The organism is Archaeoglobus neptunius (assembly GCF_016757965.1).
Classification (GTDB): domain Archaea; phylum Halobacteriota; class Archaeoglobi; order Archaeoglobales; family Archaeoglobaceae; genus Archaeoglobus; species Archaeoglobus neptunius.
The window spans coordinates 15,387-34,633 of the sequence record NZ_JAEKIW010000014.1; the positions used below are offsets into that span (position 1 = coordinate 15,387).

A 19,247-nucleotide genomic window follows, 5' to 3' on the forward strand; every position below is an offset into this window, starting at 1 on the left:
TAAAAAGTGGATTTAATCTTAGCGGAGAGGTGATATAAATGAGATTCTTCATCATCGGCTTCGGACAGGCAGGAGGCAAGATACTCGACCTGTTTATTGAAAATGAAAAGAGGAGAGGCTCAAACATCAGGATGAGATGGTTAGCTGTAAACTCAGCAAGGACTGATCTGATGGGGTTGAAACATGTTCCCGTTCAGGATCGCATTCTCATCGGCCAAACAATTGTTAAAGGACATGGTGTTGGTACTGACAACAAGCTGGGTGCCAGGGTGGCTCAGGAGGACATAGAAAATATCCTCAATGCTATAGATGAAAGGGGTACCCATGATATGGATGCTTTTCTGATAATTGCAGGGCTTGGTGGTGGTACGGGAAGTGGAGGAGCACCTGTTTTGGCCAAATATCTTTCTGAAATGTATTCTGAGCCCGTGTACGCAGTAGGAATTCTTCCAGCACCAGAAGAGGGTAAGCTCTACTCATTAAATGCTGCGCGCAGCATGATATCAATTTTAAAGTATGTTGACAACCTGATTCTCGTTGACAACGGTGCCTGGAAGTTTGAGGGAACAAGCCTGAGAGAGTCCTTTGCGAAGATAAATGAGGAAATAGTGAGGAGACTTGCAATTCTGGCCAGGGCCGGTGAACCCATAGAGGAGGACATTGTTGGAGAGATGGTTGTTGACAGCAGTGAAGTCGTCAACACCCTGAGAGGTGGGGGAATCTCGTCAATCGGCTATGCCACCACTCTTGCTCAGGTTGCCGAGAAAAAGAAAAAAGGATTTAGACTCTTTGGACGAAAAGAAGAGGAAGAAATTGAGGCGCTGGAAAACGACAAGCCCATGAAAATTGCGACACTGGTCAGAAGGGCAGCACTTGGAAGATTGACGATTCCGTGCAATATAAGGAGTGCGGAAAGGGCACTGGTCCTCGTTGCAGGTCCACCCGAGCATCTGGACAGAAAAGGGCTCGAGAAAGCCAAGATATGGCTTGAAGAGCAGATAGCCGGAGTTGAGGTCAGGGCGGGAGACTATCCGACCAGAAAAACAAAGTACGTGGCGGCACTCGTGGTTCTTGCGAATGTAACTGACATACCAAGAGTGAAGGAATTGCAGAGACTCGCCGCAGAAGCCAAGGAAGAGGCTGAAGAAGCTGAGAGAATGAGAATGACCAAAACACTGGAACTGTTTGATGAAGACATCGAGCCACTGATCTGATGAGGTTCATAGTAGCCCTAACCGGAGCTTCCGGACAGGTACTCGGGATCAGACTGATAGAGACTCTTGTGGATGCCGGAGCGGAGGTGTACGCAGTTGCATCCAGAGCAGCAAAGCTGACTATCAGGGCAGAGACTGAATACGATGAAAATTATGTGAGGGAGATTGCGACGAAGTACTATGATGAGGATGAAATTGCAGCCCCCTTTGCAAGCGGAAGCTTCAGGCATGATGGAATGGCAATTGTACCCTGCAGCATTAAAACGGCATCCTCAATTGCTCATGGTATAACGGACAACCTGATAACAAGAGCTGCGGATGTAACGCTGAAGGAGAGGAGAAGACTCGTCGTTGCGGTAAGAGAGGCCCCTCTGCATACAGGACATCTGAGAACGCTTACTAAACTCTCCGAAATTGGCGCGATCGTCTTTCCACCCGTAATGTCTTTCTACACGAATCCAAGATCGATAGAGGATATGATTCGGCACACCGTTTCCAGAATTGCTGAGCTGCTCGGGATTGAGGTTGAGTACAGAAGATGGGGATAAAAGGCAAACTTTTTCTTTTTTGAAAGTTTATCCGCCTTATGGCAGTAATTGTGGGAGCAACAAGGACACCAGTTGGGAGGTTTGGCGGCAGTCTTAAGGACGTAAAGGCATACGAGCTCGGGGCGATTGCGATAAAGGGTTTGATGAAAAAACTGGAAATAGCACCCAGGCCAACTCAAGATTCGGTGGAATTCTATCCCGAAAAACTACCCAGGGGGAGAATTGAACTGGAAAATGCCTATGACTTTGATGGTGTTGAGGTTGAAGTTGACGAGGTTGTGATGGGGAATGTCCTGCAGGCAGGCCAGGGACAGAACCCGGCAAGACAGGCTTCAATTCTGGCAGGCATACCGAAGGAAGTTCCGGCATTCACCGTCAACAAGGTATGTGCAAGTGGTCTCAAGGCAATCGCACTGGCTTACCATGCCATAAAAAGCGGAGATGCAAAAGCCATCATTGCTGGGGGGATGGAAAGTATGAGCAACACTCCCTACGCTTTGCCCAAGGCGAGATGGGGGTACAGAATGTCTGTAACTGCATATGACGAGCTTGTCGACCTCATGGTATATGACGGGCTGTGGGAGAAGTTCTATGGCTACCATATGGGTATGACTGCGGAGAACATAGTGGAGAGATACGGAATTAGCAGAGAGGAGCAGGATAGGCTGGCTTATGAAAGTCACATGAGAGCTGTGAAAGCAATAGATGACGGCAAGTTCGCGCAGGAAATCGTACCGGTGGAGGTTAAGCAGAAGAAGGGGACGGTTGTGGTTGATACGGACGAGCATCCTCGAAGGGACACAAGTCTGGAGAAACTAGCGAAGTTGCCTCCAGTGTTCAAGAAGGATGGAACGGTTACAGCGGGCAATGCAAGCGGGGTCAATGATGGGGCGGCAGCCGTCCTCGTAATGGATGAAAAGGCTGCGAGGGATTATGGTCTGGAGGCAAGGGTCAGGATTGTTTCAGTTGCGTCAGCAGGAATCGATCCTGCCTACATGGGTCTTGGACCGATTCCGGCGATACGGAAGGCATTGAAGAAGGCCGGATTGGAGATTAAAGATATTGGCCTGATCGAGCTCAATGAAGCGTTCGCAGCTCAGGCTCTGGCATGCATCAAGGAGCTCGGGCTGGACATGGAGAAAGTCAACGTGAATGGAAGCGGAATATCACTCGGACACCCGATAGGCTGCACCGGTGCAAGGATTACGACAACCCTGATTTATGAAATGGAGAGGAGAGGGGTTGATTACGGACTTGCATCCCTCTGCATTGGCGGAGGGCAGGGAATGGCGATGGTTGTGGAGAGAGTTTAATTTTTAATTTCGGGTTAGCATTTCGGTCAACTGTCTGATCTTTTACACCATTTTTATCTTTGTATAGGGTAAGTGAAAAAACTGAGATGGGGAGTGGGGCCGGTGGGATTTGAACCCACGACTGGCGGGTCTCTTCGGGTCAGAGCTCCAACGGGTCATCACCGCTCAGCAGACCCGTCAATCATCACGCCGCTGGAGCCCGCCGCGCTTCCTGGCTACGCCACGACCCCTTGTTTTCATTTAAATTTCAGGTGTATTAAAATTTTTGGATGCGCCAAACTAAATTATATTTATAAATAATTTAATTTATGTAGTCTGCAGCAAAACAGGAGAAAATTTAATATAACTCCCATCGTTCTCTTCTCCACAAAAAATAAAAGGAGGTCGAGAAAAATGGCAGAGAATTCGGTGTTTGTTGGAAACAAGCCTGTGATGAATTACGTGCTGGCGGTGTTGACGCAGTTCAACAGCGGTGCGACGGAGGTTTCGATTAAGGCGAGAGGTAGGGCTATCAGCAGGGCAGTGGATGTAGCAGAGATTGTCAGAAAGCGCTTCCTGCCGGATGTGGAGGTTAGGGACATTCAGATCTCAACCGAGCAGATCGATAGTGAGCAGGGGCCTGCAAACGTTTCTGCAATCGAAATAATACTTGCCAAGAAATAACCTTTTTTTTCATGTTTGAAATTTTTGCGCGGGGCCACGAAAACATCCGCGCCACCCACAGAACGACTTTTGAAATCACCAGAGATCGCAATCTTTCACCTAGAGGCGATTGCATAATAGCCGTAAATGCAGATAGCAGTGTGGCAGATATCCCCGACGGGCTGAGAGACCTGCTGAAAAGGGGTCTTAAATTTCAAATTGAGATTTCACTGCCAGATTATGGTCTTTATGAAATTGTCGAGGGCTACGGCGATGAGAGACTTCTCCTTACACATCCGACAGACATTGTGGTGAGAAAAAGCAGCTATATATGCCCCAGAACTCTGCTGATCTCGGCAAACAAGGCTGCAAGGGATTTGAACAGGGAAATTGTGGAGCTTTTAAAGGATAAAAAAACAGAGGTTGTCTTCAGACTTCAACCCTTGAGGGTTTCGGCAGAGCAAGGCTGAAGGTTACGTAAACCAGCAGTGAAACCACGAGACCGGGAACAACCGGGTATATCCAGAAGGTTTTGTAGAGGTACACATACCACAGAACACATGTAATCACTGCAGCGATCATCGATGCTGAGGATGCAAGAGGATTTGGTCTCTCGAAGTACAGGGATGCCATGAGCGGAACCAGAAATGCGGATGTTATTACAGAAAAGCTCACACCAACTATTTCGACGATCTGTCCCATTGGTTTTACTGCAAACACAACAGGGAGCAGAGCAAACAGGAAAACCGACGCTCTTGTCAGATTCAGAGTTAGGTTCTCCGGCATTCTTTTGATGTTCTGAAGGAGATCTCTGACGAATGCAGTTGCAACCACATGGACAAGGGAGTTTATTGTTGACATTGCGGCCGCCACAATTGCTGTCAGCAGCAGAGCGTTGATTCCAACAGGAAAGAGCTTCATGGCTATGAACGGAACAACCAGATCAGTGTCCTTCAGAAACGGGGTTATATCAGACGTATACTTTGGAATGACCAGCCATCCAAACGGACCAATGCTGAAAACACAGATGGCGAAGATCCCGATAATCAGGGGAGTGAGAATCATGCCGTGGGCAATAACCCTCTCATCTCTGGCTGCAATGAACCTGACGACGAGCTGAGGGCTGGCAAGCTGCGCCACACTTATTGCGAACGTCAGACTGAGTATGAATGGAATCACCATTCCGGACTTCATGATGGGTGGTGGTGCAACTCTGCCAAACTCAAACAGAGCCTCTCCGCTCATTCCACCAAATATCTTGGTGTTCGAAAGGGCCTGAATTGCTGCATCAATCCCGCCAAGGGTGTATATCAGCGTTGCAAACAGGGCCACACCACCCACCAGAACGATAATTCCCTGTATAAGATCGGTCATGACAACTGCCCTGAATCCACCTATGGCGGTGTAGATGGTCACAACCAGAGCGGTTATCAGCAGTCCGGTGGTGTAGTCTATCGATAGCATAACCTGAAAGAGGTTTCCCGCCCCCTTATAGATTGAAACCATGTAGAACTCGAAGAACACTATTATTATCACGGCGGCAATTATCTGACTGAGACTGCCGAGTTTGATTCTGAAAAGTTCGGGAATCGTTAACGCTCCATGCTTGTCCGCAATCCTCTTCATCGGGGTTGCAATAAACATCCACGCAAGAATGGCGAAGAGGATGTGGAAAAACGTCAGAAACGCCGACCACTGAAAGCCCATGATGAAACCTGCTCCACCACCTCCAAGAAAGGCTGCAGTGCTGAAATACGTTGCGAAAAAGGAGAAGCTGACGATCAGGGTTCCAAGTCTTTTTCCAGCAAGGTAGTAGTCAACAATTCCCTTCGTCCTCCTGTACTCATAAATGCCGACGAGCAAGACTGCAACAAGATAGACCGCAAGTACCGTTTCCACGATCATAGCATTCTCCTCGCTTTCAGAGCCGCTGCGATAAACCCGGCAACCATCAGAACAATTGATGCGCCGTAAACTGCAGCTATGACCATTTCTTCACCCCCTCACGAGTCTTCTGGCCTTGCCCTCAAACCTTTCGAGCATACCGTTTGCAACGACCTCAACCCTCGGACTGAAGCCGAGAAACTCCCTTATATCCTTGGCAACTTTTCCGGCAAGACCGTTTTCACCCTCAAAAATCACTCTGATTCCATCTTTTACCTCGATTCTGTAGTGTCTGACACCGTAAGATGCAAGAATCTGCTCGACATCACTCGGGTAGAACTTCACACCCTTGTAAATGACCATGTCATCCGTCCTGCCTCTGATTCTTTTTATGGTCATGTGTTCAATTCCGCACTCGCACTCTTCTCTCGAAATCACAGCAGAGATCTCTCCACTTCTGTACCTGAGCAGGGGCATTGCTGTCCTGTTTAGAGAGGTGTAGACAACCTCTCCTTCTTTGCCATCCTCCACGACTTCCCCTGTTTCCGGATCAACAATCTCAACGATATAGTTGTCCTCCCAGATGTGCAGGCCATTTCTCTCTGGACATTCGAAGCCCACGGTCCCAACGCCACCCATCTCTGTCAACCCCGGGATGTCATAAGCTCTTGCATCGAAAGTTTTCTCGATCTGTTTTCTCATCTCATCACTCCAGGGCTCCGCTCCAAGCAGCATCTTTTCCACGGAAAGTTCAGATGGTTCGTAACCCATTTCCTCTGCAACCTCCGCAATTCTCAGGGGATAGCTCGCAGTTGCGCACAGCACTGTGGTTCCGAAGTCGACTATAAATCTAACCTGATTCCTCGTGTTGCCAGCACCGATCGGGATTACAAAGGCGTTTATCGCATCAGCGGCAAAGTGAAAACCAAATCCGCCATTCCACAGTCCGAAGGCCGGGGTAATCTGAATTACATCCTTCGAGGTGATTCCGGCAATGTGGAAATCTCTGAGAAGCATTTTCTTCCATTGCTCTACGTCTTCTCGAGTGTATGGGATTATCACCGGCTGCCCTGTAGTCCCACCACTCATCTGTATTCTCACGATGTCATCTTTCGGCACACATGCCATTTTGAGCGGGTATGCATCTCTTAGATGCTGCTTGGTTGTGAATGGCAGTTTTGGCAGATCTTCTGGCCCCTTTATTCTGTCGATATCAATCCGATTTTCTCTGAAAATCCTTCTGTAAAATGCAGAGTGATCATAAACGTACTTCACCACCTGTCTGAACCTTTTCCGTTTAATTTCGTCAATCTCCTTTCTTGGCATGAATATTTCCTTCTCAACATTGTACATGGATAAAAAGACAGTTCACATATATTTAAATTTTTCCCATTTTACGAGTTTATACCTGTGTGACGGAATTGTTCCGATAAATTAAACAAATCTGATTGTCAGTTCCCCCGTTCTGTTCCGGGCCATGATGTTGAGAACGAGAGGTACGAGAGATTCAAGCAGATATGAGGCACTCAGAGGACCGGCGTCAAAAACCCTAAATCCCATTTTTTCGGAGATCTCCTTTACTATCTTTTTTCCTTCTTCATCGCCGCAAATAACCAGATCCCAGTCAATCTTCTCATTCAGGTCAGCAAACCTCGCTGCCGGTACTGAATGGAAGGCTGAAACAACCTTGCTTTCGAGAAGTGAAGCAAGTTTCTCTGCTGCCGAACCTTCAGCCAGTCTCACATAGGTGAACACGCCATTTTCCCTCTTCATCGGTACAAGTGGTGAAACAACGACCTTTCCTTTCAGTTCCTCCTTAAGACTTTCAGCGGTGGAAAAGGCGTATTCCCAAGGTATAGTTACGACAGCAACATCACACATTTTTGCAGCCATCCTGTTCTCGAATCCCTGGATTTCCACTCCGGCTATGGACGAGTACTCCTCTGCCAGCCTTTTAGCCTTTTCATCTTTTCTCGAACCCACAATAACTTCGTAGCCTAGTCTCGAAAGTCTGACAGCCAGACCCTTTCCCAGATTACCCGTTCCACCCAGCAGCGCTATCCTCATTCAACCACCGCCAGTTTTCTCACTCGGGTGGTGGGCTTATAAATCCAACCTCCTGAAGCATTTTTATTTTCTTCTGGGTGCTCACTATCATGTCCCGTGCGTTTTCGTAAATCTCTTCCTCGCTCATCTCGATCCTCGCAACCCCCTGTTCCATTGCCTTTACAGCAACGGCAGTCGCAACTTCCGGGTAAACCTCGCATTCCGTCATCTTTGGAATTATATATTCCTCGTGTATTCCCCTTCTTTCCGCAAACTCTGCTATTGTTTTTGCCGCCGTTACGCACATCTCGTCAGTTATCTTCCTTGCGCGAACTGTAAGAACCCCTCTGAACACCGCTGGAAATACAAGTGAGTTATTTATCTGGTTTGGAAAGTCGCTCCTGCCAGTACCGACTATTCTCGCCCCGGCCTCTTTCGCCTCCCACGGCCAGATTTCCGGAACAGGGTTTGCCTCTGCAAATACTATGGCATCATCATTCATCTCTTCTATCCACTCTTTCTTTATGACTCCCGGACCGGGCTTGCTTGCCGCAATAACAACATCCACTCCCTTCAACGCATCCTTTATGCCTCCAGTCCTCCCCTCTGCATTTGTTTCAAGGCAAAGCTGCCATTTGTAGGGATTGTCTTTTTTCTTGGCTTCAAGGTCTTTTCTTCCTTTGTGCAGGATTCCCCTGCTATCAACTACAAACATATTTCTGGTATCTGCTCCAGCGGCTTTTAAAAGTCTTACAGTAGCTATATTGGCCGCTCCAGCCCCAATTATCGCAATTTTTACCTCGGAAAGCCTTTTGCCCACTATTTTCAGAGCGTTGTAAAGACCGGCAAGGGACGCGGTGGCGGTTCCAAGCTGATCGTCATGCCATACGGGAATGTCGAGTTCATTCTGAAGTCTTTCAAGGATGTAGAAACACTTCGGTGTTGACAGGTCCTCGAGGTTTATCCCTCCAAAGGAGGGTGATATCAGCTTGACGGTTTCAATGATTTTGTCTGGATCCTGAGTGTCTATCATTACTGGAAACGCATCCACAGCACCGAGGTACTTGAAGAGCAGAGCTTTGCCTTCCATGACAGGGAGGGCTGCATGTGGACCGATATTTCCCAGACCCAGAGTTCTTGATCCGTCGCTCACAATTGCAATGGTATTCCACTTGCTCGTGTACTCGTAAACCTTATCAGGATCCTCTGCAATTTCACGGCACGGTTCGGCCACACCGGGGGTGTACCAGACGCTAAAATCGTCAAGTCCCCTGATCGCACATTTTGGGATAATTTCTATTTTCCCGGCGTAAAATCTGTGCCATTCCGGTGCGAGTTTTTCAGGAAGTTTTGCCTTTTCCAATTCGAACATGATTAAACCTTCGATAGTATTGGATATAAATCTTTCGGTTCAAATTTGTATTAAATTAGTACTAGAGAGAAAAATACAAAACACTGGTTGCGCAATTTAAACGGAATTTGTAAGCCGTCGAAGGCAAACCTTTTTAAAGCGGGGTGGTTTGGAAAATCCAATGCAAGAAAACTTTCCGGTTGTAGTAGTGGGGCTTGTAATTCTTTTCTAAAGTTAGCTTATGGGGTGGTTTTATGCGTGCCGCTGATGCGCTTGTTAAGGCTTTGGAGATGGAAGGTGTCGAGGTCGTGTTTGGCATACCGGGTGGTGCAATCCTTGAGGTTTACGATGCGATTTATGACTCTGGAATTCAGCACATAACAACAAGACACGAGCAGGGAGCAACTCATGCTGCGGACGGATATGCCAGGGCAAGTGGGAAAGTGGGGGTTGCATTTGCAACCTCGGGTCCGGGAGCGACAAATACCGTCACCGGTATAGCAACCGCTTATATGGACTCGTCTCCCATAGTTGTCTTTACCGGGCAGGTTCCAACAAGCATGATCGGAAACGATGCATTTCAGGAGGCGGATATTACCGGTATAACAATGCCCGTCACCAAACACAACTATCTCGTGACAGAGGCGGGGGACATGCTTAAAACAATCAAGGAGGCCTTTCACATCGCAGCGACAGGCAGGCCCGGACCCGTTCTTGTTGATCTTCCCAAGGATGTTACGCTGGCAGATGTTGAATTCAACTATCCGAAGAAGGTTTCCCTTCCGGGATACAAACCAAAGTTGGACGGGCATCCCAGGCAGATAAAAAGGGCGGCCGAGCTTATAATGGAGTCTGAAAGGCCGGTTATTCTGGCGGGAGGAGGGGTTATAATTTCAAACGCTTCAAAGGAGCTAACAGAGCTTGCAGAGACCATTCCCGCCTTTGTTGCAACAACACTGATGGGAAAGGGAGCAATACCTGAAACACATCCACTGAGTCTGGGTTTTGTCGGAATGCACGGGTCCAAGTATGCAAACTATGCAGTTCAGGAGAGTGACGTGTTAATAGCTGTTGGATGCAGGTTCAGCGACAGAACCACGGGAAATCTGGAAAGGTTTGCTCCTGACGCTAAAATAATCCACATTGATGTTGATCCGGCCGAAATTGGCAAGAACGTTGGAGTTGACGTGCCGATTGTTGGAGATGCAAGAAAGGTGCTGGCAAGGCTGAAAAAGCACATTCAGTACAAACAGAGAAAGCTTTGGGAAGACAGAATTAACAAATGGAGGAGAGAGCATCCACTGAAATACAGCAGAGATGGGTTCAAACCACAGTACGTTGTTGAGAGAGCATGTGAGATAATGCCCGATGCAATAGTAACCACGGAAGTCGGGCAGAACCAGATGTGGGCGGCCCAGTTTTTCAAGGTCAGGTATCCACGGCAGTTCATAACCAGTGGCGGACTGGGGACCATGGGTTTCGGCTTTCCGGCTGCAATGGGTGCGCAGGTCGCATTTCCGGATCGAACTGTGATAGATATCGCTGGAGATGGCAGCTTTTTCATGAACATTCAGGAGCTGGCGACGTGCGTTAAATATGAAATCCCTGTCAAGGTTCTGGTGCTGAACAACGGATATCTGGGAATGGTGAGGCAGTGGCAGGAGCTGTTTTACAAGGAGAGGTACTCGGCTACCTGCATTGGATGTGAGAAGACTGGATTTGAGGCAATAGCAAGAGGATTTGGAGCGGTGGGCATGACAATCGAGAGTCCGGGAGAAGTTGACGATGCACTCAAAGAGGCCAGAGAGATTGACGCTCCCGTTGTCATTGACTTCAGAGTTGACTACCAGGCCAACGTTTTCCCGATGGTCCCGCCCGGAGCGGCTCTGAATGAGATTATAGATATCGAGTGAGGTGATGCTGATGAAGCACACAATAGCGGTTTTGGTTGAAAACAAGCCGGGTGTTCTGGCAAGGGCAGCATCTCTCTTCAGAAGGAGGGGATTTAACATTGAAAGCCTTACCGTTGGTACAACGGAGAGAGAGGATATTTCAAGGATGACCATAGTCGTTGAGGGTGATAACAGGGTCGTTGAGCAGGTTATAAAGCAGCTTAACAAGCTTATTGAAACGATAAAGGTCAGCGAAATTTCTGAAGGTTCGGTGGAGAGGGAGCTGTGCCTGATAAGAGTGCATGCACCACCCGAAAAGAGAGGGGAGATCGTTGAGCTTACGAACATATTCAGAGCGAGAATTGTGGACGTTTCGAGGGACAGCTTTATAATAGAGGTAACAGGCGATGGGGATAAGATCACGGCTTTTATAGATCTGATGAGGCAGTACGGAATAAAGGAGCTTGCAAGAACCGGAAAGGTTGCAATGGTGAGGGGAAACAAAAGGTAGCGGGAATGTAATTTCAAAATTGTAATAATGAGAAAATCTTAAATATTGTAGTGTTCATTATTATGATAGGTGGTAGTGATGGTAAAAATCGTTCACGCTCAAACAGTGCTGCCAGAAAACGTTCTGGAGGAGCTTAAAAGAAAAACTGGGGAAAATGCAACAAAAGACGCAATCGCCAAGGCTGTAGAGCATTACCTAATGTGCCCGTATACTCATGAGGAACCGCTCGAGAAGAGACTTGAAGAAGTGATGAAGAAAAAGAGGAAAGTCTGAGTATTTTTTAATTTTTGGTGTTTTGATGTCTGATAAAAGTGATTCAGATAAGATTGTAAGGGCAGCGGAGGCGTTATACGAGATTTTCGAGAAAATCATTGAAAATCATGAGGATATTTTGAATGCCCTCGAAAAACTCCTCGTTCTGGAGAGAAAGGGCGTCCTTGATGAGATAGTAAAACTCTCCGAGCTGAAGGTTCCGATATCGGCTGAAGAAGTGGGTGAAGTCGCTGAAAAACTTGAAACGCTGGTGAACCTGCTTTTGTCAGTGGATGAAAGGGTCCTGAAGGTAATAAAGCGCTTGATAGATGCCTTCGAAGAGTCGATGATCTACGAACCCATGGGGATAATGGATGCAATGAAGGTTGTAAGAGATCCGGACGTTCAGAAAGCCATAGGCTTTGCCTTAACTCTGGCCAAAAATTTTGGGAAAAGAATTTAATCTCTCATACTTTCTGCAGCATTAAACACTTCGAGTCTGATGCGCCTGTAAGCCTCATCAAGAGTTTTCAGGATGTTTTCCCGCCCGATCATTTCGGCGATATCAAAAGCGCCCAGAGCAGAGTTGGTTGCCAGTTTGTAAACTTCGTTAACGGTTTCTCTGTCGGCTATACCATCTTCAACGATTTTAAAAGCTTCATTAACAATCGCAGCAATCAGGGGCATAATATCCCCCGGCTCTGCGGGAGGTATGTCTGCTTTACCATTTTTCCACCTGTAAAATCCCTCTCCAGCCTTTTTTCCCAGCTTACCCCATTCGAGCATTTTTCTAAGGAAAAAGTTCATTCCCTTCGGACCTGCAAATTTACGTCCGTAAGCTTCGCTGAAGCTTTCCAGGACGTCTAACACCACATCAAGCCCTATGAGGTCAATTGTTTCAAAGAAGCCGAGGGGATTGCCGAGATTCTTAATCGCAGCATCGATTTCTTCGGGTGTGTTGTAAAAAAGACAGTAACCTGCCGCCGCTCCTGCCGCACCGAGGATTCTGTTGAGAACATGCCCTCTGCACTCTTTCCTGAGTACAACTGGCCTCTTTCCTATGCTTCTGGCAAGCTCCACGGCCCTTTCTATCGTCTCCTCTGATGCAAGTTCTCCTCCTACTTCAACAAGAGGCATGAGTATGGGAGGATTTGAAAAGTGGAAAAGTGTAAGTCTCTCAGGATTCTTTAGATGCAGGGCGATTTCAGAGGGTTTGAAGCTGGAGGTGTTTGTAGCCAGATGGCAGTCAACGATGTTCTCAAGATTTTTAAACAGCCTGATCTTAACATCAAGCCTCTCATTGACCGATTCGATAACGAATTCGCTCCCACCGATCTTTTCTATAGATGTTGTGTACCTGATCTTTGAGACTATTTCCTCTCTTTTTCTAAGTCCTGCCCGTTCCAGCTCCTCAATACACTCCACCATGTGTCTTTTCCTTGCTTTCTCCAGAGCCTCCTCGCTTGTATCCACAAGAACAACGTCGTAGTCGGCATTGGCAAAAAGCGCAGCAATCGCTGCTCCCATAGTCCCTGCTCCAATAACTGAGATCTTTTCCATGTCCCAACTCCCCGAACTTTAACGCCTTTTCCTAATACTCCCTGATAATGTCTACGAAGCCGAGTTTCATGTCGAACTGGAAGTATAGCGCTGTGATAAAATCTCCAATCTCAACTTTGTGAACAGGGTCAACAACTGAGGGAGAGTCATAGGTTATGTTTCCGGGTCCTGTAAAAATAACCCTCTCCCCATTTGGATCCGTGTGGAAGTCGATTTCAGCATACCATTTAACCAGCTGTGTAACACCGCCTCTGCCCCTCACATCGGGCAGATGTCTTACAGAGTAGAGGTAGGTCGGTTTCGGAAATACGAAATCTATCATTCCTCCAAGAGCCCTCATGTTTGGCTTCATCACGAATGTTACGAGCCTCTTTCCAGTCGGCCTCTCCAGATAACCCATAACAACGTCATACTCCTTCACCAAACCAATTTTGGCAAGCTTTTTCGGTGCTCCTGCAAGCTCTCTTCCTGCTGCAAGAGCGGCATCGTTCGTAACGTAGATGTAGGGTATGTAGTATCCCATATCTCCCTGCTCATCCTCCACCTGTATAACTGTGAGATACTCGTGGTACTCCCCCACAGTGCTGAAAGAGTAGTGTGATATCCAGATTCCACCCTGTGGAGGATTGCTGAACGGTTTCAACCCCTCTGGCAGCAAGTCGTCGATATCACCATTCACAGTAAAAAACCCGACAATCGCATCACAGTTCCTGTATTCTATTCCCCTTTCCTCATCCACCTCGTAGAGAGGCGAATCAAACGGAATACTCTTCAACATGTTCCATCACCCCATATCAAAAAGTCTTGTAATGTGCCCGACATCATAAAATTCCTTCTCGTAGTTTTCAGCAACGTCTTCCGCAGCTTCCAGACTAAGAACTTCAACTGTTCCATCCTCTATGAGCATGCTTCTTGCATCTCTGAACAGTTTTTCTATAATAAACTCTTTGTTCAAGCCGTATGCACCAAAAATCTGCACGGCGTCGTGTGCAACCTCGTACGCTATTTTCTTGGCGTAAATCTGAGCCGCCCTTGCGTGTCTTGGTGAGGCATCGGCAGTCTGATGGTCTATTATCCTCCTGTGCGTATACTCCGTGACCTTTCTGACGTAGTATCGGGCAGTTTCGACCTTCTCAAACATCTCGTACAGCTTCAGCTTAACGTTCTTGTGTTTGATTATGGGTACACCACCCTGAACTCTCTGTCTGGCATAGTTCAAAGCCTCTTCAAAGCACGCTCTGGCCAGTCCAACTGCAAACGCTCCCATTCCACAGCTCGTCAAACAGAGAAGCTGGTCATAAAAAATTCCGTAAAAGAACCCCGGAGCAACCACGACATAATGCTCGGGTATCCTCACGTTGTCGAAGAAGAGCTCGCCCTGTGGATCATCCCTCATCCCGAGCATATCAACGGGTTTCCCCTTTCTCACACCCTCGGCGTCGAGGGGAACTATGCAGAAAAGCCCATCCCCGAGCATTTTCGACCCTTTAACCTGAGCATGCAGTCCACAGTGGGTCGCAACGGGAGCGGAGGACACCCACGCAGACTTCTGACCTGTTATCACCCATTCGTCCCCGTCTTTCTCAGCCACAACATTGCCCTTGCCGAATTTAATCGTGAGCTCCGGATCTTCTCGCAGGGATATCAGGTAGTCGCTCCCGTGTTCCGGTTCGGTCACTCCCCAGCAACCGTGAAACTTTCCATCTTCATCCTCTATCCAGGGTCTGACCAGATCTTCGTAGATCTCGGGAGTGCCATAGAGCGCAGCACAGACGAAAGGTATCATATCCACACCCAGCCCCGTTGCAAATCCCAGACTGCCCCAGGCAAGCTCTTCAAAAATGATATAACGCTGCAATGGTGTCAGACCCAGCCCCCCCTTGCCTTCCGGCAGGTAGCTTCGGTGGTAGCCGAGTTTTTTCATCTGTTTCATAACCTTAAAATATGGTGAGTCAGGCTTAATCCTCTCGTCCGGCGGCATTCTGTCGAGTTCCAGTGATGCGGGCCTTATCACCTCCTCGGCGAATCTGTGAACCTCCTCTCTGAGCATCCTGTCTTCTTCGCTCAGCTCGTCCAGGTCCAAGAATTTGGCCATACACTTAACCCTCAATCGGGATTGAAGCCATAAGATCGGTGAACTTCTTCACAGTGGCCATGTTTCTCATCATGTATGCCATATCTCCCTGAAGCTTGAGCTTTCCGCTCACGACGAGAGAGATCGCATCCGATTTGCCTTTAACGAGCAGTTTGAAAACTGCATAGGGACCGATGAGCTTGAATTTCGAATCTTCATGTTCTCCCGGCGCTGCAACTTCAATGTTTCTCAGCTCACCGTGCCAGAAATCCATCCAGAGATTCAGTGTTGCCCCCTCAACAAGGATGTCGTCTGTGATTTTCTTTGCAGCCTCCTCAACATCTACGCTTTCAAGATCGTCATCGATGGAAATCCCCAGAGACTGTAAGAACTTCTCTGTAGGCGTTCCTCTGAACTTCTCCCTCCTGTCCTTTGGAATGCTGTTGAGCATTCCCAGAAAGCCCTTCAGGATTTTCGGATTCTGGAAGTCCTTCAAAGCCTCCTCATCCAGCTCCACCACACATAGGTAGTCTCCCTCCCAGTTAGCTGCCACCCTTCTGTACTCCTCATCGGCATTTACCTTTCTGTACAGCTCATCCATCCACTCTTTCGAAGGAAATACAACTGGCATATGTTTTGGTTTGCAGAGGTATATTTTAGTTTTTTGAAATTACAATAATTTATAGTTGTCGTTTTATCACATGCAACTTAAACCATAAATAATGATTGCTTTAATAGGGAGTTGAAACCGAACGCACCGCCAGAGTGTCCCCTTTACGGTCATGTAATGCAAAAAACGATCATTATTATGATGGGAAAAGTTAAAATACATTGTACAACATAACAAATTTCAGGTGATTGTGGGTGCAGAAACTCAAGACGGCAGATGTTCCCACAGGAATTGTTCTTCTCGATAGAAGACTTGACGGCGGATTACCGGCTGGAAGCTTTGTTTGTGTCTACGCCGACCCCGTTTCGATGCCGGAAACGTTTCTTTACCAGTTCGCCACGGTTATGAGGAGCTACTACTTCACGACCAATCGACCGGCAAAATTCGTAAAAAGGGATGTGGAGAAGCTTCACCTCGATACCGAGCAGATAATTTTTGTGGATATCTATTCTCAGTACTATCTTAATGAATACGGACAGTTCATCGTTGAGGATAAGTACAGAGACAAGGAAATATTCGATTTTGTTGACGAGCAGCTCTCAAAAATTGTGGAGGAAAACAGCAGTGAGTACAACATAATAGTTGATTCTCTCTCATTCTTCCTGAACCTGTCTGTCGACTGGGGTTTAAAGGACTGGTTCCTCAACAAACTTTACACGATATCAAAGGAGAAGGGTGTAGTTGTTTACGGCTACCTGCTGAAAAACGTGCATCCAGCAAGCGTGGTGAACAAAGTACTCGACCTCTCAGACGTCGTGTTTGACATCGAGTCTGAGAGAGTTGGAGAAAGGATCGTGAACAAGTTTGCGGTGCCAAAACTCAGAGGCAAGCAGCCATTAACCGAGTACTTCAGGTTCTATGTGGAGGAAGGTATACAGGTTGACACTTCAAGAGATATAGCCTAGCAGTACTGAATGGAGGAGGATAAGAACAGACAGGGCCAAAAGGGTGAGATCGCTCCTGCCGGGTTTTCTTGTAACTCCCGATGCAGCATAGTTGAATCCCTTTGAGTAAAGGGATTCTGATATGCTGATGGCCCTTAAAATTGCGGTTGAAATAAAGGCCTTGAGCAGCCTGTAGTATCCGAAAAAACCTCTCTGTTCATGGATCTCCCACACATTCCTGAAATCGGAAACCAGCAGTGGAATCATAGACACCGCCAGATATATGATGCTGACAAATTTTTTTGGAAATTTGAAATACAGCAGTGCACCTCCAATTTCGCTGAGGTTTGCAGCATAAATCAGGCTTCCTGCAGATATCAGTGCAATGAAGGCCAGAAAGCTGAGAAGTACATGATAGCCGAACAGAACGGAGGACAGGGCAAACAGGATCAGAAATGGTATAAACGCCTTTAGAAGTCTGAAAGACCTGCCTTTTGTGTAGATGGAGGACAGTACAATCGTAAAGATTGATGTTTCGGGAGCCATTGAGGAAATGTAAACGGACATGGAAAGGATTATTGCTGAAATCAGGCAAATTCGCCCTTCTCCATCCCCCCCCTTCAATCCCTCTTTAAGAGAATCCAGTATCATAGCTCTATCCTTCTGTCGCAGTATCCGGCCAGCTCTTCATCGTGGGTGGCTATAACTGCACTTTTTCCGTGCTTTTTAAGCAGGTAAATCAGCTTCCTCCTGAAGTTGACGTCCTGTCCTGCGCTGGGCTCGTCAAGAAGGAGGATCGGATGCTTAAACGCCTTTGCAATTGCCACCCTTCTCATCTGTCCGCTGCTGAGAGACTGAGGATGTCTTTTCAATATGCTTTCCAGCTCAAAATCACGGATGATTTCCATACTGCCAACTTCCTCCTCAACCGTGCTCTCGGTTAGGTGGTAGGGCGGGTGCTGGAGGGCAATGCCAAATTTCATTTTTCTTTTTCTCATATCTCTCGCAATCCTTTTCAGCATGGTTGTTTTTCCCGAGCCGTTTTCACCGGTCAGTGCGATAACTTCTCCCTGCCTCAGGTTTATCTCACCCTCGTATACTGTATCTCCAATTTCAACCTCGGGAATTTCGATCACCTTAACCTCCATGCCTAGATCGACACTTCTATCAAAGTACCTCTCGAATTCGATCCTGTGCTCGGAGACTATGTGGCGAAAGTTCCTGATGATTCTGATCACCTTCAGGGCGTTTTTTCGGCTTATATTTGCAAAGGGCTCATCAAATATCAGAAATTTCGCATTCGAAGCTATCGCTGCCGCTATCTCGACCAGTTGAAGCTCTCCCGTCGAGATCTCAAACGTATTCTTTCCGATCAAATTGCCGATGCCCAGCTCTTCACAGATCTGCTCCGCTTCCGATCTTGCCTCATAGGCTTTCACACCCTGCTGGATTAGTGGGAATGCAACCTCGTCAAGGATATCGAGGCACGTAATCGCCTCCTCCGGATTCTGCCTTAAAAGATAAACACTCTTTGGATTCGGTTTCTCTCCAAAAACTCTAACCCTACCCTCAAGCATTCCACCGTAAAATTCTGGTATCAGGCCGTTAGACATTCTTAACACGGTGCTTTTACCAGATCCCGTTTTGCCCTTAATGAACTCACCACCCTCGAACCTTTCCCTGAAATCCTTCAACCCCAGTTTTCCGTTTGGATACGTGTAGGATCTGACGCTGAACTCAATCAAGTTCAATCCCTCTTTCTATCAGCATTCTGTAAACGTACCGATAAACCAGTACTGCCAGAAGGTGGTCGACAAAGAAGTCCTGAGGTATGAAAATCAGAACCGTTGCGGTGAAGATCACCAGCAACGGGTCAGCAAAACTCAGTCCGAATGTCTTTAATGCACTTTCAGCCCATCCAAGCATCCTGGAATCGCCCAACGCAAAATTGTAGAAAACGATGAACCCTAGCACGTAGGTCGGGATAACAGCCACGAGGGTCAGAAGCCACAGGAGAAGAACCTCCTTTCTGTCTCCCTTTTTCCATATCATTTTTCTGAAGAATCCAGCGAGGAAGGCAGACAGGATAAAGCCGTAGATGAATCCCGCCGTAGGGCCAAAAAGTACACCAAGGCCTCCTCCGCCTGCAGCAAAGGGAAGTGCGAGAGCTATCAGGGCAATGTATATCAGCATCGCAAGAACTCCGTACTGCGGTCCGAGGAGAAAACCGGAGAGCATCACCCCAAAATTCTGCATTGTGTAGGGCACCGGTCCAATTTTGAAATTGAGCTGGGCGCTGATTGCGGTAATAACCGCCATGGCGACAGCGAGCATGACTTTTCTAGTATTGTAAACCATGAATTAAAATAGGTTTACGAAATTTAAAGATTTTGTTCACGGACAGAT

General features: G+C 47.4%; 21 protein-coding genes and 1 tRNA gene. 10 read left to right on the top strand and 12 right to left on the bottom strand.

The genetic code is table 11. From position 1 onward, the window contains the following. Positions 1 to 38: 38 nt before the first annotated feature. Genes JFQ59_RS10815 through JFQ59_RS10825 form a run of 3 tightly spaced genes read left to right on the top strand, consistent with a single transcriptional unit; the run spans position 39 to position 3,075 of the window. Entirely contained in the window at positions 39 to 1,214 is a 1,176-nt protein-coding gene (locus tag JFQ59_RS10815; protein ID WP_202320470.1) for a tubulin/FtsZ family protein, read from the top strand. Beyond that, positions 1,214 to 1,762, top strand: a complete 549-nt coding sequence (locus tag JFQ59_RS10820; RefSeq protein ID WP_230972471.1) for a UbiX family flavin prenyltransferase — start codon at positions 1,214 to 1,216, stop codon at positions 1,760 to 1,762. Before JFQ59_RS10815 ends, JFQ59_RS10820 begins: the two co-directional genes overlap by 1 nt. 38 nt (positions 1,763 to 1,800) lie before the next feature. Next, a complete protein-coding gene (locus JFQ59_RS10825) occupies positions 1,801 to 3,075 on the top strand; it encodes a thiolase family protein (protein ID WP_202320472.1) in 1,275 nt (424 codons plus the stop codon). Between the two features lie 94 nt (positions 3,076 to 3,169). On the opposite strand, the gene JFQ59_RS10830 is transcribed toward JFQ59_RS10825, so the two are convergent. Continuing rightward, positions 3,170 to 3,305 (bottom strand) — tRNA-Trp (locus JFQ59_RS10830). Positions 3,306 to 3,468: 163 nt separating this feature from the next. Here JFQ59_RS10830 and albA point away from each other — a divergent pair. Both albA and JFQ59_RS10840 read left to right on the top strand, forming a co-directional pair. After that, positions 3,469 to 3,738: a DNA-binding protein Alba gene (gene albA / locus JFQ59_RS10835; RefSeq protein ID WP_202320474.1), complete on the top strand. Its 270-nt coding sequence runs from the start codon at positions 3,469 to 3,471 to the stop codon at positions 3,736 to 3,738. Between the two features lie 11 nt (positions 3,739 to 3,749). Next, positions 3,750 to 4,187 carry a DUF371 domain-containing protein gene (locus JFQ59_RS10840; protein ID WP_202320475.1) on the top strand — a complete coding sequence of 146 codons (438 nt, stop codon included), beginning with the start codon at positions 3,750 to 3,752 and terminating at the stop codon, positions 4,185 to 4,187. Here JFQ59_RS10840 and JFQ59_RS10845 read toward each other — a convergent pair. The 4 genes from JFQ59_RS10845 to JFQ59_RS10860 all read right to left on the bottom strand — a co-directional run bounded on the left by JFQ59_RS10845 (position 4,147) and on the right by JFQ59_RS10860 (position 9,019). Further along, entirely contained in the window at positions 4,147 to 5,622 is a 1,476-nt protein-coding gene (locus JFQ59_RS10845; RefSeq protein WP_202320477.1) for a sodium:solute symporter family transporter, read from the bottom strand. The genes JFQ59_RS10840 and JFQ59_RS10845 overlap by 41 nt on opposite strands. Positions 5,623 to 5,712: 90 nt before the next feature. Continuing rightward, positions 5,713 to 6,954 (bottom strand): phenylacetate--CoA ligase family protein, encoded by a 1,242-nt coding sequence (locus JFQ59_RS10850; RefSeq protein ID WP_202320478.1) that lies wholly within the window; start codon positions 6,952 to 6,954, stop codon positions 5,713 to 5,715. An 81-nt stretch (positions 6,955 to 7,035) separates the two neighbouring features. Then, complete coding sequence (npdG, locus tag JFQ59_RS10855; RefSeq protein WP_202320480.1) at positions 7,036 to 7,668, bottom strand: NADPH-dependent F420 reductase; 633 nt, start codon at positions 7,666 to 7,668, stop codon at positions 7,036 to 7,038. Positions 7,669 to 7,687: 19 nt separating this feature from the next. Beyond that, positions 7,688 to 9,019, bottom strand: coding sequence for an NAD(P)-dependent malic enzyme (locus tag JFQ59_RS10860; RefSeq protein ID WP_202320482.1), 1,332 nt, complete (start codon positions 9,017 to 9,019; stop codon positions 7,688 to 7,690). Between the two features lie 233 nt (positions 9,020 to 9,252). On the opposite strand from JFQ59_RS10860, the gene JFQ59_RS10865 reads away from it, so the two are divergent. From JFQ59_RS10865 to JFQ59_RS10880, 4 genes are all read left to right on the top strand, one after another. Continuing rightward, positions 9,253 to 10,911: an acetolactate synthase large subunit gene (locus JFQ59_RS10865; RefSeq protein WP_202320484.1), complete on the top strand. Its 1,659-nt coding sequence runs from the start codon at positions 9,253 to 9,255 to the stop codon at positions 10,909 to 10,911. 10 nt (positions 10,912 to 10,921) lie between these two features. Continuing rightward, on the top strand, positions 10,922 to 11,401 hold the full coding sequence (gene ilvN / locus JFQ59_RS10870; RefSeq protein WP_202320485.1) for an acetolactate synthase small subunit: 480 nt from the start codon (positions 10,922 to 10,924) through the stop codon (positions 11,399 to 11,401). A 78-nt stretch (positions 11,402 to 11,479) separates the two neighbouring features. Then, entirely contained in the window at positions 11,480 to 11,674 is a 195-nt protein-coding gene (locus JFQ59_RS10875) for a DUF5371 family protein (protein ID WP_202320487.1), read from the top strand. A gap of 25 nt (positions 11,675 to 11,699) precedes the next feature. After that, entirely contained in the window at positions 11,700 to 12,116 is a 417-nt protein-coding gene (locus JFQ59_RS10880) for a DUF1641 domain-containing protein (protein ID WP_202320489.1), read from the top strand. Here JFQ59_RS10880 and JFQ59_RS10885 read toward each other — a convergent pair. From JFQ59_RS10885 to JFQ59_RS10900, 4 genes are read right to left on the bottom strand one after another with little or no spacing between them, the layout of a single operon-like run. Next, positions 12,113 to 13,213, bottom strand: a complete 1,101-nt coding sequence (locus JFQ59_RS10885) for a 3-hydroxyacyl-CoA dehydrogenase (protein ID WP_202320491.1) — start codon at positions 13,211 to 13,213, stop codon at positions 12,113 to 12,115. The two genes, JFQ59_RS10880 and JFQ59_RS10885, sit on opposite strands and share 4 nt — an antisense overlap. Before the next feature lie 31 nt (positions 13,214 to 13,244). Beyond that, positions 13,245 to 13,991, bottom strand: coding sequence for an acetoacetate decarboxylase family protein (locus JFQ59_RS10890; RefSeq protein WP_202320492.1), 747 nt, complete (start codon positions 13,989 to 13,991; stop codon positions 13,245 to 13,247). Positions 13,992 to 13,997: 6 nt separating this feature from the next. After that, positions 13,998 to 15,308 (bottom strand): acyl-CoA dehydrogenase family protein, encoded by a 1,311-nt coding sequence (locus JFQ59_RS10895; protein WP_202320493.1) that lies wholly within the window; start codon positions 15,306 to 15,308, stop codon positions 13,998 to 14,000. A 4-nt stretch (positions 15,309 to 15,312) separates the two neighbouring features. After that, positions 15,313 to 15,918, bottom strand: a complete 606-nt coding sequence (locus JFQ59_RS10900; RefSeq protein ID WP_202320495.1) for an SCP2 sterol-binding domain-containing protein — start codon at positions 15,916 to 15,918, stop codon at positions 15,313 to 15,315. A 233-nt stretch (positions 15,919 to 16,151) separates the two neighbouring features. Here JFQ59_RS10900 and JFQ59_RS10905 point away from each other — a divergent pair, with 233 nt between their 5' ends. Beyond that, positions 16,152 to 16,862, top strand: coding sequence for an RAD55 family ATPase (locus JFQ59_RS10905; protein WP_202320496.1), 711 nt, complete (start codon positions 16,152 to 16,154; stop codon positions 16,860 to 16,862). On the opposite strand, the gene JFQ59_RS10910 is transcribed toward JFQ59_RS10905, so the two are convergent. The 3 genes from JFQ59_RS10910 to JFQ59_RS10920 are packed head-to-tail and all read right to left on the bottom strand — an operon-like array spanning position 16,845 to position 19,199. Then, positions 16,845 to 17,492, bottom strand: a complete 648-nt coding sequence (locus JFQ59_RS10910) for a hypothetical protein (protein WP_202320498.1) — start codon at positions 17,490 to 17,492, stop codon at positions 16,845 to 16,847. The genes JFQ59_RS10905 and JFQ59_RS10910 overlap by 18 nt on opposite strands. Next, positions 17,489 to 18,586 (bottom strand): ATP-binding cassette domain-containing protein, encoded by a 1,098-nt coding sequence (locus JFQ59_RS10915; RefSeq protein WP_202320500.1) that lies wholly within the window; start codon positions 18,584 to 18,586, stop codon positions 17,489 to 17,491. Before JFQ59_RS10915 ends, JFQ59_RS10910 begins: the two co-directional genes overlap by 4 nt. Then, positions 18,579 to 19,199, bottom strand: a complete 621-nt coding sequence (locus JFQ59_RS10920; RefSeq protein ID WP_202320502.1) for a biotin transporter BioY — start codon at positions 19,197 to 19,199, stop codon at positions 18,579 to 18,581. The genes JFQ59_RS10915 and JFQ59_RS10920 overlap by 8 nt, the downstream gene beginning before the upstream one ends. Between the last annotated feature and the right edge of the window lie 48 nt (positions 19,200 to 19,247).